At 57.7% G+C, this 13,999-nt stretch carries 13 protein-coding genes; 7 read left to right on the forward strand and 6 right to left on the reverse strand.

Annotated elements, in window-relative coordinates; translation table 11 throughout:
• The first annotated feature begins 69 nt into the window (after positions 1–69).
• Complete coding sequence (locus VEZ52_RS04825; RefSeq protein WP_324835777.1) at positions 70–1,494, forward strand: NADH-quinone oxidoreductase subunit N; 1,425 nt, start codon at positions 70–72, stop codon at positions 1,492–1,494.
• A 119-nt stretch (positions 1,495–1,613) separates the two neighbouring features.
• Here VEZ52_RS04825 and VEZ52_RS04830 read toward each other — a convergent pair whose 3' ends face one another.
• The 5 genes from VEZ52_RS04830 to VEZ52_RS04850 form a co-directional block, all read right to left on the reverse strand.
• Entirely contained in the window at positions 1,614–2,906 is a 1,293-nt protein-coding gene (locus VEZ52_RS04830; protein WP_324835778.1) for a HipA domain-containing protein, read from the reverse strand.
• Between the two features lie 12 nt (positions 2,907–2,918).
• Positions 2,919–3,263: a helix-turn-helix transcriptional regulator gene (locus VEZ52_RS04835; RefSeq protein ID WP_324835779.1), complete on the reverse strand. Its 345-nt coding sequence runs from the start codon at positions 3,261–3,263 to the stop codon at positions 2,919–2,921.
• Between the two features lie 163 nt (positions 3,264–3,426).
• Positions 3,427–5,493, reverse strand: coding sequence for a DUF2207 domain-containing protein (locus VEZ52_RS04840; protein ID WP_324835781.1), 2,067 nt, complete (start codon positions 5,491–5,493; stop codon positions 3,427–3,429).
• A 55-nt stretch (positions 5,494–5,548) separates the two neighbouring features.
• Positions 5,549–5,845: a hypothetical protein gene (locus tag VEZ52_RS04845; RefSeq protein ID WP_324835782.1), complete on the reverse strand. Its 297-nt coding sequence runs from the start codon at positions 5,843–5,845 to the stop codon at positions 5,549–5,551.
• Positions 5,829–6,392 (reverse strand): LemA family protein, encoded by a 564-nt coding sequence (locus tag VEZ52_RS04850; RefSeq protein WP_324835783.1) that lies wholly within the window; start codon positions 6,390–6,392, stop codon positions 5,829–5,831. Before VEZ52_RS04850 ends, VEZ52_RS04845 begins: the two co-directional genes overlap by 17 nt.
• A gap of 257 nt (positions 6,393–6,649) precedes the next feature.
• Here VEZ52_RS04850 and VEZ52_RS04855 point away from each other — a divergent pair, with 257 nt between their 5' ends.
• Together VEZ52_RS04855 and VEZ52_RS04860 are read left to right on the forward strand one after the other, a co-directional pair.
• Positions 6,650–7,711 carry a hypothetical protein gene (locus VEZ52_RS04855; protein WP_324835784.1) on the forward strand — a complete coding sequence of 354 codons (1,062 nt, stop codon included), beginning with the start codon at positions 6,650–6,652 and terminating at the stop codon, positions 7,709–7,711.
• 64 nt (positions 7,712–7,775) lie between these two features.
• On the forward strand, positions 7,776–8,708 hold the full coding sequence (locus VEZ52_RS04860) for a hypothetical protein (protein ID WP_324835785.1): 933 nt from the start codon (positions 7,776–7,778) through the stop codon (positions 8,706–8,708).
• Positions 8,709–8,959: 251 nt separating this feature from the next.
• Here VEZ52_RS04860 and VEZ52_RS04865 read toward each other — a convergent pair whose 3' ends face one another.
• Positions 8,960–9,106 carry a hypothetical protein gene (locus VEZ52_RS04865; protein ID WP_324835786.1) on the reverse strand — a complete coding sequence of 49 codons (147 nt, stop codon included), beginning with the start codon at positions 9,104–9,106 and terminating at the stop codon, positions 8,960–8,962.
• Positions 9,107–9,246: 140 nt separating this feature from the next.
• Between VEZ52_RS04865 and fabG the strand changes: the two genes are divergently transcribed.
• From fabG to VEZ52_RS04885, 4 genes are read left to right on the forward strand one after another with little or no spacing between them, the layout of a single operon-like run.
• On the forward strand, positions 9,247–9,975 hold the full coding sequence (gene fabG / locus VEZ52_RS04870; protein ID WP_324835787.1) for a 3-oxoacyl-ACP reductase FabG: 729 nt from the start codon (positions 9,247–9,249) through the stop codon (positions 9,973–9,975).
• Positions 9,976–9,981: 6 nt separating this feature from the next.
• On the forward strand, positions 9,982–11,196 hold the full coding sequence (locus VEZ52_RS04875) for a beta-ketoacyl-[acyl-carrier-protein] synthase family protein (protein ID WP_324835788.1): 1,215 nt from the start codon (positions 9,982–9,984) through the stop codon (positions 11,194–11,196).
• Complete coding sequence (locus VEZ52_RS04880) at positions 11,196–12,653, forward strand: phytoene desaturase family protein (protein ID WP_324835789.1); 1,458 nt, start codon at positions 11,196–11,198, stop codon at positions 12,651–12,653. The genes VEZ52_RS04875 and VEZ52_RS04880 overlap by 1 nt, the downstream gene beginning before the upstream one ends.
• Entirely contained in the window at positions 12,635–13,876 is a 1,242-nt protein-coding gene (locus tag VEZ52_RS04885; protein WP_324835790.1) for a beta-ketoacyl-[acyl-carrier-protein] synthase family protein, read from the forward strand. The genes VEZ52_RS04880 and VEZ52_RS04885 overlap by 19 nt, the downstream gene beginning before the upstream one ends.
• Positions 13,877–13,999 lie beyond the last annotated feature (123 nt).

Raw genomic sequence — 13,999 nt, forward strand, 5'->3', positions numbered from 1 at the left:
CGAGCGCACTGGCCCTTGCTGAACTTATTGCGCGTTGATGAACCCCAAGCACAGACATAAGGCCTACGCATGAACGCACATCTTTTTGCACCGGAACTGGTTCTTCTTGCAGGGTGTCTGCTGGCATTTTGCATGACTCTGACGGAAGCCCGGACGCAAACCTTGCGCCTGCTGGTTCTTTGCGTTGGGGTTGCCTTTGCCGCCACCTCTGTTCTTTGTCTTTTTGCCAAAGGAACCCTGTTTTACGGAGCCTACAGGGTAGACCTGTTTTCGCAGCTGGTGAAATGCGTGATGTCCATCGGTTTTACCACGATGCTGCTTTTTGGGGCGGACACCAAGGGTATTTCCGTACGCATGCGCCCGGAATATTACTTCTTTCTGCTCACAAGCCTCTTGGGGCTGACCCTGCTTTCAAGCAGTGTGGAGCTGATTACCCTGTTCATCGCCCTTGAGCTGTCGTCCTACTCGCTCTATCTGCTGGTGCCCATGCGCACGCCCTCAGACAGCATGCGCGCGCCTATGGAGGCGGCCATCAAGTATCTGCTCTTTGGCGTGACGGCATCGGGCATCATGCTCTTTGGCATGAGCTGGATTTTTGGCATCGCGGGCAGCACCTATCTTGATCAGATATTGCCCGCCATGAGGACAGCCGGCTCGCATGCCGCCCCTCTGGTGGGGCTGCTCATGCTCTTTTGCGGCATGTTCTTCAAGCTGGCGGTGTTTCCCTTCCATTTCTGGGCGCCGGACGTGTACCAGGGCGCATCCAACGACACCACGGCCTTTATCGCCTCCATGCCCAAGATTGTGGCTGTGGCCGTGCTGGCGCGGTTCTGCGCCATGGCATATCCCGGCGAGGGGCACGTGGCGCTGCTGCTGACCGGGCTTTCCATCGCATCCATGTGCTACGGCAACCTCACGGCGCTGGTGCAGACCGACGTCAAACGCATGCTTGGTTTTTCGGGCATAGCGCATGCCGGGTACATCCTCATGGGTATGGCGACCCTGCAAGGCTGGGGCATTGCCACGGCGCTCTATTACGCCACAGGCTATGTCTTTATGATGCTGGCGGCATTTCTGGTGCTGTGCGTGGTTTCGCCTGACGGTCGTAACCTGAGCATCAAGGATCTGAACGGCCTTTCGCGGCGCTCGCCCATGCTGGCCTTTGTGCTCGGCGTGAGCATGTTTGCCCTGGCGGGCATTCCGCCCTTTGTGGGCTTTATGGGCAAGTTCATGCTGCTGACGGGCGCGTGGCGGGCGGGGCATACGGCTCTGGTCATCATTGCCGCCATCAACACAGCCATCGGCATATATTACTATTTGCAGGTGGTGCGCGCCGTGTATACCGAGGCCGCGCAACATGATGCGGAACCCATTGTGCCGCACGCCGGCGCGCGTATGGCGGGCATCTGCCTTGTGGGGCTTGTTCTGGCCCTTGGCATTGCGCCGGAAAGCATGATCCGGCTGGCCACGGAAGCTGTGCAAGCCGCATGGTAGGCTGACCTTACAATAACGACTTGTACGCAGGGCGGCCTGCTTTGCCGATAGTGACGCGGCAGAGCAGGTCGTTTTTTGTTGACAGGTTGCCAGTGAAATATACGGGGCAGGGCGGCGGATTATGAGGACGTGCCCGCATCAGGCAGCAGAGCGAGTGCGTAGCAGTTGCGCAGATCGGCAAGGTTACGCTGCGGCACACCGGCGCTCAGGAGCAGGGCTTCCCAGTTCTGGCGAATTGTTCCTCTTATTTCTTCCACAAGAATCCGGGCTTCATCGCGCGCAATGCCAAAGTGCCGCGCAGCTGCCAATACGTTGCTCATGGCGGCGCTGCGGCCCTCCGGCCCAACGCTCAGGTGCAAGGCACGTGGAGCATCGTCCATCACAGGCTGCGGCACCACGTCATATGCAGGGGAGAGCCGCCAGCCGGATCGGCCATTCTGGTCAGTCGTGTGCAGAAAACCGTGGTTATGCAAATGGTCATCAGAGTTGTTGCAGAGGGTATTGAAGACCATGCGTTGAAACAGCTCGCGGATATCGTTGCGTGTGGCTTCGGCGCTGTAAAAATCCCGCCTCATGGCCGTGACAATATCTGCGTAGGCGGCGTGCGCCTCCGGCCCTGCTGCGCCAATGAGAGTCATGGCTGAAACAAAGGGCAGGCGGTGCAGGGCGCCGTTTTGAATTTGGCGGTCAAAACGCTCCACCAGAAGGATATCGCGGTTGCCCAGAACCGTAATCCGTTTTGTTTCCGGCACGTTGATACCACACTTTCCGGCAAGGAGCATGTTTGCATGCTCTATGCGGCAGGTGGGCCAGGCTTCGCGTTCCTTGCTGAATTTTGCAACCCAGAATTTGCCGTCCTGCTCAAACGAGGCCTTGGGCCTTGCGCCGCCAATGGAAGAACCGCGCACAAAAAAGCGTCTGTACTGCGGGTTGAGCTCGTCTGCCTGCTCCACATTGTCCGTTGCGAGCAACATGCCCTGAAGATCAAGCTCCGCGCCGGGGAGGCTCTGCGCCCAGGGCGGCACATCGGTAAAGGGGGCGGCATCGGGCGCGCTGCTGAAACCGAGCGCGCCGATTCTGTCCGGCCCGGCATAGAGCATGTAGTCAAATTCGCCAAGGTGGGAGCCTGAGGCTTCGGCGGCGATATCAAGAACGTGACGACCCCAGTCGTCAGGGCAGGCATCGCGCAGACCGTTAAAGAGTGCGCCGCCCAGCGGGCCTTCATAGGTGTGTTCCCGTTGCAGGGGCAAGGCAACGGGGTCAACGGCCACGGCGTCAGGCCGCTCCAGATAGCGGTTGGAATACTCAAAGAGGCACTGGCTGAACCGGCCATCCTGAACATAGCGCAGGCGTCCGGCAACGACAAAGCAGCCGTCAAGGTGCATATGCACATACGCCACGCGGGTTGTCATGACCGGTCTCCCTTAAAAGTCGTAGGAAATTTTGTCCTTGCCGCCCGCCGCTTTGCCCTCAAGCCGCCTGCGTTCGTGGGCAAGGCCGATCATGTCCGTTTCCATGGCGGCTACGCTGTCCAGGTCGTTTTCAAGCCCGAGGGTGAGCAGGGCCGTCACAAGGGTGCCAAGGCTTGTTCCCGGGGTACCGCTCTCCAGCCTTTGCAGGGAGCCAACAGAAACCATCATGAGCTTGGCCATTTCGTGCAGGGTCAGACTCCGGCGCTTTCGCGCCAGTTTGATTCTGCGGCCCAGATCTTCAAGTTTTGCCAGAACCTTGGGCGGCAGGGCATTTATGGAAGCTGATGATTTACTCATAAATAGTATTTTATTGGAATTTTTTGTTAATATATAGATAAATAAAAAATGGTCAAGGAGGAAATGCCCGCGCAGTGGTCCCTGCTTTGGCAGGAGACAATCTTGCCGTTGCTTGAAATAGGAAAAACAACGGCAACCAGAAACAAAAGCTGATGCGCCTCCGCTACAGGCCGCCGCCTCCACCCCCGCCAGAGCCGCTGCCCGCGCCGCCCCCGCCGGAGCTGAAACCGCTGGCGGATGAGGATTCGGCAGATGCGGAGGAGGCGTTTACCGCGCTGCCAAAACCATTGGAAAAATCGCTCCAGCCGTCATGCCCATGTATAAGGGCGACATCAACGCCGGAGTCTTCCAGCGCTGCCGCCTGGAGCTGCTCGGCAAACCTGTTGCACCACGTTTTTTCCAGCCCCAGCACCAGTGCATAGGGCAGCAGACGGCGAAAAACCTCGGGCGTGTCTTCGGGCTTTTCGTCCTGCGCGCCTACCTGCTCCATGCGCGGCAGCTCTGCGGTGCGCATGTACATGGCAAGGCCTTCAATTTCGTCCAGCACAGCGCGGGCTGCTGGGCTTGGAGCCTTGATGACGGCTGTGAACGCAATGGACGTGATAATCATGAGCAGAAGAAGCAACCACCCCAGATCGTAAAAATAAAACTGAAGGCCAACCGCAGTTACCCCGGCCAGGGGCAAAGCCATAAGCCCCAGAGTTTCCAGCAGGGATTTTGCCTGCTGCCGCATCAGCAGCAAGGGGAGCGCCAGCGCTGCGCAAAAGGCCATGCAAACCGCGAGCAACAGCAGAATCAGCGGAAGTTGAGAGCTATCCGGCATAAGCAGCACAGGATCAACTTCCCAAAAGCTCGCCGCAAAGGCCAGCGGCAGCACCAAAAACCAGCCAAGCACCGCAACCCAGGTGTTTAACTGCCATGCGCCCTTAAAGTTTTGCTTAAGGTTTGCCCTGGCTGCGTTGAAAATACTGCGGACATCTTCATTTTTGGGGCGCAGCAAGAGTTTTTCACCCTTACCCGTACTGCGTGCAAGCTCGCGGTATACGGCCTGTTCTTCTACCGCAAGCTCTTCTTTACGCCCGGTTGTTGAGGTGGGCAGTTCCAGCGCATAGGTTTTAGCGTCAGCCTTGCTGATGCGGCACAGACCCTTGAACGCCAGAGCCAGAAACGTGGCGACAAGCCCCCGGCCAGAGATGCGGGCCGATTTGTAGAAAAACTCCACCGCCAGCGGTGAAAGCACTTGCGGCGTAGCCTCAGCAGCAGATTTTTTGTTCCACTGAGCGGCATTGGGCGGGTAATAGCGGGGAAATATGGCACCCTTGGGCGGGTCAATGCCAAGGCGCTGCCAAAGCAGAAAATAGTAAAAAAAGACAGCGCAAAAAGCCAGGGACTGCGCGGGCAGCAAGGGATTATCATACAGGACTTCAAAGAGCAGGCCCCGCTCCCTGATGACACGCTCCTCTTCCTGCCGGGCCAGCTCCAGGGCTTCGTCCTCCCTTTGTTGCTGCAATGCAAGCGGAAGCACCGGGTCGGCAATGCTCTGCCTGTCAAAGGCCACAGCCACCGTAAGCTGGGTGTCCGGCGCAAGGGTACTGGCAAGGGTAAAGATTGCTTCGTTGGCTTGCGGCTTGCCGATTGTAATGCCGTCTGTATCTCTGGAGCCAGCCAGCCCGGCCCACGCGGCTGTTTGCCGCACAGCTACGCCCTTGGGCAGAATGACACGGCACGAAGCGTTAAGGATGGGGAAGCCCCATACGCCAGTGGCGTTCCAGTTGAGCTCGCCGTTGGATTCGTAAAAGCGCAGGTGCAGGGATGTATCGTATTCCAGCACAAAGCGGTGCTGCCCATTGGAGAGAGGCTCCTTGCCGCGCATGAGCACCCGAATGTAATCGCCCCTGATTTCTGTTTCGACCGGGTTGAGGGGCACGCCGTCGATGCTTGCGGATGTAACGGTGAAAGGAACCGTCCCGCTGTAGTTTGCCGGGCCGGAATAGAGCAGAGGAAGCTCGCGATATATGCCTTTTTTAATCTGATTGCCTTCCGCATGCACAACAATTGCTTCGCGCACATGCATGCTGCCATCTTGATGGATTGTGACGGTGGAGGCGAAACTCTCTATGCGTTCCTGCGCGGATGCAGCAAAGCACATGGCATGGATGCAGAGCAGCAGGGCGCATACGGTCAGTGCAATGCGGCGTGCAAACCAACTGCTGGCATAGAGAGTGTGCATGGGTTCATCCTTGCGCAGACTGTTTGTGGAGGGGATGCCGTGACGCTGGCGGTGTTTAAAACAGCAGGTCTGGCAGGCTCAGGGCCGCTAGTCCCACAGAGCCGAGCAAGCCCATGAACGCCAGAGCCATCCGCGCAAAGTTGCCGAGCATATAGCACCGGCGCGCATACCATAGCCAGACCAGCCCTGCGGCAAGATTGCAGCCAAGCAAGGTATCCGACCGCCGCGCCATTATCAGTACGCCGGAGACCCAAAGCTGCAAGGCCGCCATCAGTGCGGCAACTATGAAGTACAGGGCCTGCCGCCACAAGCGGATGCCCAGCCCGTCTTGCCTGTTATTGTGCACCAACATCAGGAACCGCCCGTTCTGCTGGTGAATCAAGTTCAAAATACGTCACAGGGGCAAAGTGGAAAAATCCGGCAACCAGATTGCCCGGGAACTGGCGGACGCGGTCGTTCTGCTCCCTCGCTGCGCCGTTGTAATAGCGGCGGGCCATCTGGATTTCGTCCTCCAGCGTGGCGAGGCTTTGCTGCAACTGGCGATAGTTTTCGCTGGCCTTAAGCTCCGGGTAGGCCTCCGCTATGGCAAAGAGTTTGCCCAGCGCGCCGGAAAGCATATTCTCCGCCCTGGCCTGTGCTGCAACATCACCTTGTACGGAGAGGCTGCGGGCGCGCGCAGCGCTCACTTCTTCAAACAGGCTCTTTTCATGGGTGGCGTACTGCCTGACGACGCTGACCAGATTGGGCACCAGATCGTGCCGCCGCTTGAGCTGCACATCAATGCTGCTCCAGGCTTCCTCCACCATGTTTTTGCCGCGCACCAGGGCATTGTAAAGGGCTACAATGACCGCGAACACAACCACAGCGGCTCCTATGGCGATCAAAATGCCGGTGCTCATACGAACTCCTTGGATTTGCTGGGGACATGCGCAGGCTCATGAAGCAGCATGTTGCGCACGGCCCAGGTTTGCGTGGCAAAAGGCCCGTTAATGTTGTCATAAAAACTGGCATATGTGCGCTATTCGGTCAATGCTTCTGTGCTGTCAGCCCCACAAGATACGCGCATTTTGGTGAATTTTTGCCATCTTGCCACCTTCAGGTAAAAACATCCAAAGACATTTATGCACAGGTACGTTACGAAGGTAAGGAAGTGGAGATGGAAAATCAGGCCGAAATCACCAATAAAATTCTGGGGGATTGCGACATGGGCTATTTAAGGGTTTTCAACGTGTGCGCGCATGATGGCTCTGCTTGTGTCAGCTGGGGAATGCCCCGGAGTGTGGTTCCTTTTTCATGGTTGCAGGCTGCCGCGAAGCCTGCGCTTGTATTGCTGTGCCTGCTGCTGTGGCCCGGGTTTTCGGCTGTTGCTGCTCCCCGCACGGTGGGGGATTGGGTGGTCGAGGTGCCCGCAGGCTGGAAAACACAGGAGGAGGGGAATCAGGTACTGCTCAGCTCTCCAAAAGAAGACTGCTATGTGACGATGCTTGAGAGGGATTGCTTTAACGGCGATCTGGAGCTGCTTGCAAAAGCTTCTGCCAGCACAACCGGCGGCAACGACTTTCGCACTCTGGGTGAAGGCAAGGGAGTTGTTTTTGCCGACAAGATTGCGCGGTACTGGGTTGGCCTTGCGGACGACAAGTATATGGAAGTCTCTGTTGGGCATGCCTGCCGAGGTGTGGGGCCGATTGTAAAAAGTCTGAAAATTTCCCCAAAGGCCAAGAGTGCAGCGCCGTTGGGCAAACTGCTGGCAGTAGCGCAAGGCCCGGAAAATACCAAGTGGCTTGTGACGGGCGACCGCCCGGACGATGCCAAGCCCGTGGAACCCGCAGACCCTACTGGCGACAGGCCTGATTTTGCGGCCCTGGCAGATTCTGCTGCCCCCGCCCCTGCACCGCAGGAAAAAACCATCCCCGAAGGCTGGCGTACAACGCACACCGGCCAGTGGACAATCTACGACAAGCCGGACGAAAAAGTGTGGTACGCTGTTGGCCTGTATCCGCTCAAAAAAGTGGAAAACGGGCAGTGGGGCACGGATCTCATTGATCTTGCCCGCAAGCTGAAGGGCATCAATATCACCACTGGCGAAGGAACCGTTGATTTTACTACCCGCGAAGGCGGCATCGGTACCGTGCTGACCAATGACGCCAACACGGTTGTTGAACTGTACTACCCCGAAGACGATGCCAACCTGGCGGAACTGCGCGAAGCGTTGCACTGATAAGCAGGGCATTGAGCATGTGTGGCAGGCATCAGCTCTTAAATTGCATCACAAGGAGTCTTGCATGTACTTGCTGAAACAATGGGTTGCTGGCGTGGCGGCCCTGCTGATTTGTTTGCCGTCAACGGGGTTTGCTGCGGGGATAGTGCTGAAAAACAGCATGGGTTCTGACATCAAGGCCGTTTTTTGCGTAGGCAACAATGGGGATAAAAAGCCTGTTGTTGAAGGCTTGGCAAAAAAGTCATCGAAAACGGTAAGTCCGGGCAAATTTCCTGAGCATGACTGCACGCGCATTGGCGTAAGCATGCAAAACGGCATGGCCTGGCAGTATTATCATGAGCCGGAACCGGGTTCAGCCAAGGAAATCGAGTTTGCGATGGATGCCGCTGGCCGGAACGAAAACCGCAAGTATCCCTCCATGCTCATTACCATGCCCGATGGTGAGGCCTATGTGGCCCCGGCGGGTGTGCCCATGTTCATGCTGGTGCAACTGATGCGCAAGGGAATGGATGTGGCCCGCTGGAAGGAATTTGCCCTGCCGGGTTATGAAGGGCTTAAAGAGCCTGGCGCTTATGCGGTGTGCTTTGCCGATCAGTCCTGGAGCCTCGCGGGCAAAGGCCTGAAGTTTGACGGCAAGGGCGGCGAGTTGGAAACGATTACCCTGTCTGCTCCCTTTGCCAATACAACCATCGGGGCCATATTTGAAGAACTGAAAAAGAACGATTGGCTGCCGCTGGTTCTGGAAGCCGGAGGCCAGACAAGCGTATTTGGCGCGCAGGGCGCGGCCCTCGCCCCCAAGGGAAAAGCCGTGGATTGCCCCCAAACCGGTGACGGCATGTGGCAGGCCTTTGAAATCCTGTTTGTGAGCGGTACGGAAAATGCGGATAAGCCCGTGCGTGTTGTGCTTGGCAGCGAAGGGCTGCGGTTTGCCATGAACCTTGATCTGGATGCCGCACTGGCGGAGATAAGTCTTACGCGGGTGCCCGCAGGGAAGTAAGGGGCAGATGTTGAAGCTTTGCTTGAAAGAATAAACAAAAACGTGGCTCATACGTCTGATAAGGACGTATGAGCCATGCTGAAATTTTGAGATGGCGGCATGCAAAAAAGTGCGTGCAACTCAAGGCGATATTTGTTTCTTGCTGCCTCGCATCCTGTGAGGTTAATCGGTTTTATCTGGCAGACAGGGCACCGTGATTGCTGAATTATTCTACAGCACGTAGCGCGGTGCCGCAAAAGCAACATAGCAAACTAGTCTGCTTTTTTCTGTTCACCCTTGTAACCGTCATTATAGCCCTGCTGAACCGCATCAACCTTTCTTTCAATTTTTGCAGAGGCTTTGCCAGCAGTTCTGCCAACCCAACTGCATCCGCTGGAAAAGAAAAAAAGCGCAATCATGGCTGTTGCAAGAATCCGCATGATAAATTCCGTCCTAAATTGAGAGTTGTCCTAAAAGATTCTCTTGTATATGGTGCGGCTGTCTTAACTGGTGCCTTTTTAATAAATAAAGGCATGCAAACATGCAAGCAGGGGAGCAAATGCAAAATTCGCCCATTGCCCTGATAACCGGCGCAAGCAAAGGAATTGGCAAGGCCATTGCCCTTGGCTTAGCCGCCGATGGTTTTGATATCTGGCTGAACTACCGCAGCGATCACGATGCCGCAGAAGCCGTGCGCGACGCCATTGAGGCCCTGGGTCGTCAATGCGCGCTGCTGCCCTTTGATGTGACGGATAAAGATGCGGTGGAAGCCGCACTTGATCCTCTGCTCGCAGTGGAAACTCCCTTTGCACTGATCAATAACGCGGGCTTTGCCCGCGATACCGTTTTTGGGCTTATGTCCGAAGAGCAGTGGGATTCCGTCATCGGCGTGCATCTCAACGGGTTTTTCCATGTATCGCGCAAGGTTGTGCCGCATATGCAGCGGGCGCGCACAGGGCGTTTGGTAAATATTGTTTCCACCTCTGGGCAGGCTGGTATGGCGGGGCAGGTGAATTATTCCGCCGCCAAGGCTGGTCTTATCGGCGCAACACGCGCCCTCGCCCGCGAGCTTGGGCGGCGCAACGTGCTTGTTAACGCCGTGGCCCCTGGCTTTATCAGCACCGAGATGACGGCTGGGCTGCCAGTAGATGAATATATGAAAAGCGTGCCCCTTGGCAGGCCGGGCTTGCCGGAAGAAGTGGCGGGGTGCGTGCGATTTTTGTGTTCCAACCTCTCTTCCTACGTTACGGGGCAGGTGCTGTCCGTCAACGGCGGACTGTACATGTGAGGCCCGATGCGGCGAGTTGTCATAACTGGCGTGGGGCTTGTATCTGTTCTGGGCATTAGCCGCGAGCAGATCGCCAACGCGCTGTATAATGGAATTTCCGGCATAGTTGCCGATCCGCAACGGCTGGAGCATGGATTTCGCAGCCCGCTTACCGGGCGCATAGACGGTTTTGATTGCGCGCGCCATCTTAACAGAAAGCAGCGTAAAAGCATGCCGGATTTTGCCATTCAGGCGCATGCGGCAACGCTGGATGCCCTGGAGCAGGCCGGGCTTGCACCCGAAGACCTGCGCTCAGACAGGTGCGGCCTTGTTTTTGGCAATGATTCCACTGTGCAATCTGTAGTTGACCAGCAGGTGGCGCTGCTGGAGGCGGGCTGCACTTCCGGCATGGGCAGCGGTCATGTTTTTCGCTGCATGAATTCCACAATCACCATGAATCTCAACGTGCTGCTTGGCAATACCGGCCCAAGCTGGACAACAAGCGCCGCCTGCGCCAGCGGAGCATATGCCATAGGTCAGGCGGCAGACCAAATCCGCCTTGGGCGGCTTGACCGCGTGGTCTGCGGCGCTGCGCAAGAAATGAACTGGCCGTCTGTCTGCTCCTTTGACGGCTTGGGGGCTTTTTCTGTGCGCACCCCTGCGGAGGCGGCCTCCCGCCCCTTTGACAAGGGCAGGGACGGCCTGGTGCCAAGCGGCGGCGCTGGGGCCCTGCTGCTGGAAGATTACGACATGGCCCGCAGGCGCAATGCCCGCATTCTGGCAGAAGTGCTGGGCTTTGGTTGCAGCGCGGACGGCGAAACCCTTTCCGTTCCCAGCCGCACCGGGCTTGCGCGCGCCATGCGCATGGCTCTGGCGGAAGGCGGGCTGAGTACTGCCGATGTGGATATTGTCAACGCGCATGCCACATCTACGCCTCAGGGCGATGCGGCGGAGGCAGCAAATCTGCGGGCCGTTTTCGGCGCTGACTGCCCCGATGTCATGGCGCTGAAAAGTCTCACCGGGCATGAATTGTGGATGTCTGGCGCGGCGCAGGTGGCCTACGCCGTCATTATGGCTCAGGCGGGTTTTACGGCTGCTACCATAAATTATGAAGGGCCGGACGACGATACCGCTGGCATTCCTGTACTTGTCCGCAGGCTGGAGCAGCCCCCGCGAGTGGTGCTGAATAATGCGGCGGGCTTTGGCGGCAGCAATGCCAGTATCGCCTTGAGGCTCGGCTGATGCGCTGCGTGGTCGCAGGCAGTGGCATTACCGGCCTGACTGCCGCATTGCTGCTGGCGCGTCAGGGCCACGATGTTGCCGTGGTGGAAGCGGGCGCACGCGTTGCCCCGCTGCTGCGTGGTTTTTGGCGCGATGGGCTGTATTTTGATACTGGCTTTCACTGCGGCGGAGGCCTGCATGCCGGGGGTGTTTTGCGCCGCTGGCTGCGGGCGCTGGGTCTAGAAAAGCATTTGCAGCAGGTGACCACCAGCCGCACGGAGGTCTTTCACTTTGCCGACGGCAATATTTTTCAGCTTCCGGCAGGGCAGCGCGAGGTTGCAGATGCCGTAGAGCGGCAATTCCCCGGCGCTGGGCCAGCCATGGAGGCTTTTCTGCACCATATGGATGCGGAGCTGGGCCACTCCCCCTACCTGAATCCTGCTGTGCGGGCAGAACCGTCATTTGCGCTCCACAGCGCGGGCAGCGTGTCCGATTATACTCAATCTGTCGGCTTTCCTCCTCACTTGCGGGCCATGCTCGGCACCCGGTGCCTTTTGTATGGCGTGCGGCCCGAAGAATCCTCGCTTGAAGAATATTCCCTTGTGGCAGGGCCGTATTTTCAGTCCAGCGGTTCGTGGCAGGGCGGTGGGCTGGCTCTGGTTGAGGCTCTTCTTGCGGGCCTCGGCGAGCTTGGGGTCACTGTGCGTTGCAACGCCGCTGTTACAGGTATTGATGCGGACAAGAGCGAGGGAGTGCGCGGCGTGGTGTTGCGTGACGGTTCCTGCCTTGCCTGCGAGCGCTGTTTCTTTACCGGGCATCCTTCGCAACTCGAGGGGCTGATCCCCAAGGGCCTCATGCGTCCGGCCTATCTGCACCGCATAAATGAGCTGCCGGAAACACGCCCGGCCATGCTGCTGTTTGCCGAAACACGCGACTGCCTGAATGAAAACGAAAGTATTTATCTGCTGCCGGAGCCTTCAGCGGAAGAACTGTTCCAAGGTGTGGAAAGCGCGCACCCCAGCGTATACCTTTTTTGCGACAGGCCGCAGCCGGATGGCAGAAAGGCTGTAATGGCCGTGGCGCTCATGGACGACAAGGATTTGCCCAACGGCGATCCGCATCCGCGCCCCAGTAACTATGTGGAGTGGAAGCGTGAGTCCTCTGCCCGATTGCAGGCTTACATCGAACAGCGTCTGCCGGAGCTTGCAGGGCGCTGGCGCATCTTGGATGCAGCAAGCCCGTTGACCATGCGGCGCTGGATTTACGGCGCTACTGGCAGCCTTTATGGCGTGCAGCACCACCTTGGCGCAATGCCCATGCTGCCTGTCACACGTTTGCCGGGGCTGTTTCTGGCGGGGCAAAACATCCTGCTGCCCGGCGTGCTGGGCGGCATGGTCAGTGCTGCCCTGGCCGTGGGATTTTCCTACGGTCACGATAACGTTCTCAAGGAGTTCAGGGAATGCGCGGAAAGCGAGTAGTCGTAACGGGCATGGGTGCGGTTTCGCCATTCGGCGAAGGCGTGGCCGCCATGTACGAAGGTGTGCGCGATAATCGCTGCGCATTGTCCCCCTTGCCAGCCTACAAGCTTGAAGGTTTGTCGTGCCGTGTGGCCGGGCTGGTGCCGCCTTTGCACGAAAAGCGCATTCCAAGGGAATTGCGGCGCTCCATGTCGCCCATGTCGATTTTTGCCTGTCTGGCAGCCTGGGAGGCTCTAAACAGCGCGGGGCTGAGTACACGCCCCGAGCAGCGCATGGGCGTAGCCGTTGGCTCAACTGTGGGCAGCCCCACCATGCTGCATGAGTTTTTTGAGATGTTTCTGCGCGAGCACAGTGTGGAGAGCATGCGCAGCACGGTATTTTTCAAGGTTATGAGCCACACGGTCGCCGCCAATGTGGCTCTGGCCTGCGGGTGCGCAGGCCGCACGCTTGCGCCTGCTGCCGCCTGCGCCTCTGGCCTCATGAGCCTGTGTCTCGGGTTTGAGGCTATCGCGGCTGGGCGGGAAGACATGATGCTCTGCGGCGGCGCGGATGAATTTCACCTTTTGACCTCCGCCACCTTTGACCGCCTTGGCGCTGCCTCGCACGCCGAAGACCCGGATTGCGCCTCGCGTCCCTTTGATGCTGACCGCACGGGCATTGTTTGCGGCGAAGGTGCGGGCATCCTGCTGCTGGAGAGTCTGGAAAGCGCCCAGGCCCGCAATGCGCCTGTACTGGCGGAAATACGCGGCGCGGCCATATCTTCATCGCCCGGCAGCATCGCCCAGCCCGATGCGGCTGCCATTGCCGACTGCATGCGCAGAACATTGGAAGATGCAGGCGCGCAACCGCAGGATGTTGCCTATGTTAACGCCCATGCTACCGCTACCGAATTCGGTGACATTGCAGAAGGGCAGGCCATTGAAGCCGTCTTTGGCTCAACAACACCTGTTAGCAGCTTCAAAGGGCACCTGGGGCACACCATGGCGGCCAGCGGCGCGCTGGAAAGTATTTTATGTATAGAAATGTTGCAGTCTTCCACATATTTTCCAACGCGCGGCTTGCGTAATCCTGATGCCAGATGCGGAAATTTGAACCATATGTACGGCCAGATGCATAAACCAAGCGGTTTGGTATTAAAAAACAGTTTTGCGCTTGGCGGTTGCAATTGCACTATCATATTTGATAGGTTGAGTGAAAATTCAATGAATGTTGGGAAAGAATGAACGATAATAAAATTAGAGAGACGATTGACGCGGCCTTGAGTGAAGAATTTGAATTGTCCCCGGATCAGCTTGTTCCTACAGCGCATATCAAGGAAGACCTCGGGCTTGATAGCCTTGATATCG

The sequence above is a fragment of the Desulfovibrio sp. genome (genome assembly GCF_035644575.1).
Lineage (GTDB): Bacteria > Desulfobacterota > Desulfovibrionia > Desulfovibrionales > Desulfovibrionaceae > Desulfovibrio.

Coding starts and splice junctions, on each gene's coding strand:
- VEZ52_RS04825 (WP_324835777.1), top strand. CDS start 70: ATGAACGCACATCTTTTTGCACCGGAACTGGTTCTTCTTGCAGGGTGT.
- VEZ52_RS04830 (WP_324835778.1), bottom strand. CDS start 2,906: ATGACAACCCGCGTGGCGTATGTGCATATGCACCTTGACGGCTGCTTT.
- VEZ52_RS04835 (WP_324835779.1), bottom strand. CDS start 3,263: ATGAGTAAATCATCAGCTTCCATAAATGCCCTGCCGCCCAAGGTTCTG.
- VEZ52_RS04840 (WP_324835781.1), bottom strand. CDS start 5,493: ATGCACACTCTCTATGCCAGCAGTTGGTTTGCACGCCGCATTGCACTG.
- VEZ52_RS04845 (WP_324835782.1), bottom strand. CDS start 5,845: ATGTTGGTGCACAATAACAGGCAAGACGGGCTGGGCATCCGCTTGTGG.
- VEZ52_RS04850 (WP_324835783.1), bottom strand. CDS start 6,392: ATGAGCACCGGCATTTTGATCGCCATAGGAGCCGCTGTGGTTGTGTTC.
- VEZ52_RS04855 (WP_324835784.1), top strand. CDS start 6,650: ATGGAAAATCAGGCCGAAATCACCAATAAAATTCTGGGGGATTGCGAC.
- VEZ52_RS04860 (WP_324835785.1), top strand. CDS start 7,776: ATGTACTTGCTGAAACAATGGGTTGCTGGCGTGGCGGCCCTGCTGATT.
- VEZ52_RS04865 (WP_324835786.1), bottom strand. CDS start 9,106: ATGATTGCGCTTTTTTTCTTTTCCAGCGGATGCAGTTGGGTTGGCAGA.
- fabG (WP_324835787.1), top strand. CDS start 9,247: ATGCAAAATTCGCCCATTGCCCTGATAACCGGCGCAAGCAAAGGAATT.
- VEZ52_RS04875 (WP_324835788.1), top strand. CDS start 9,982: ATGCGGCGAGTTGTCATAACTGGCGTGGGGCTTGTATCTGTTCTGGGC.
- VEZ52_RS04880 (WP_324835789.1), top strand. CDS start 11,196: ATGCGCTGCGTGGTCGCAGGCAGTGGCATTACCGGCCTGACTGCCGCA.
- VEZ52_RS04885 (WP_324835790.1), top strand. CDS start 12,635: ATGCGCGGAAAGCGAGTAGTCGTAACGGGCATGGGTGCGGTTTCGCCA.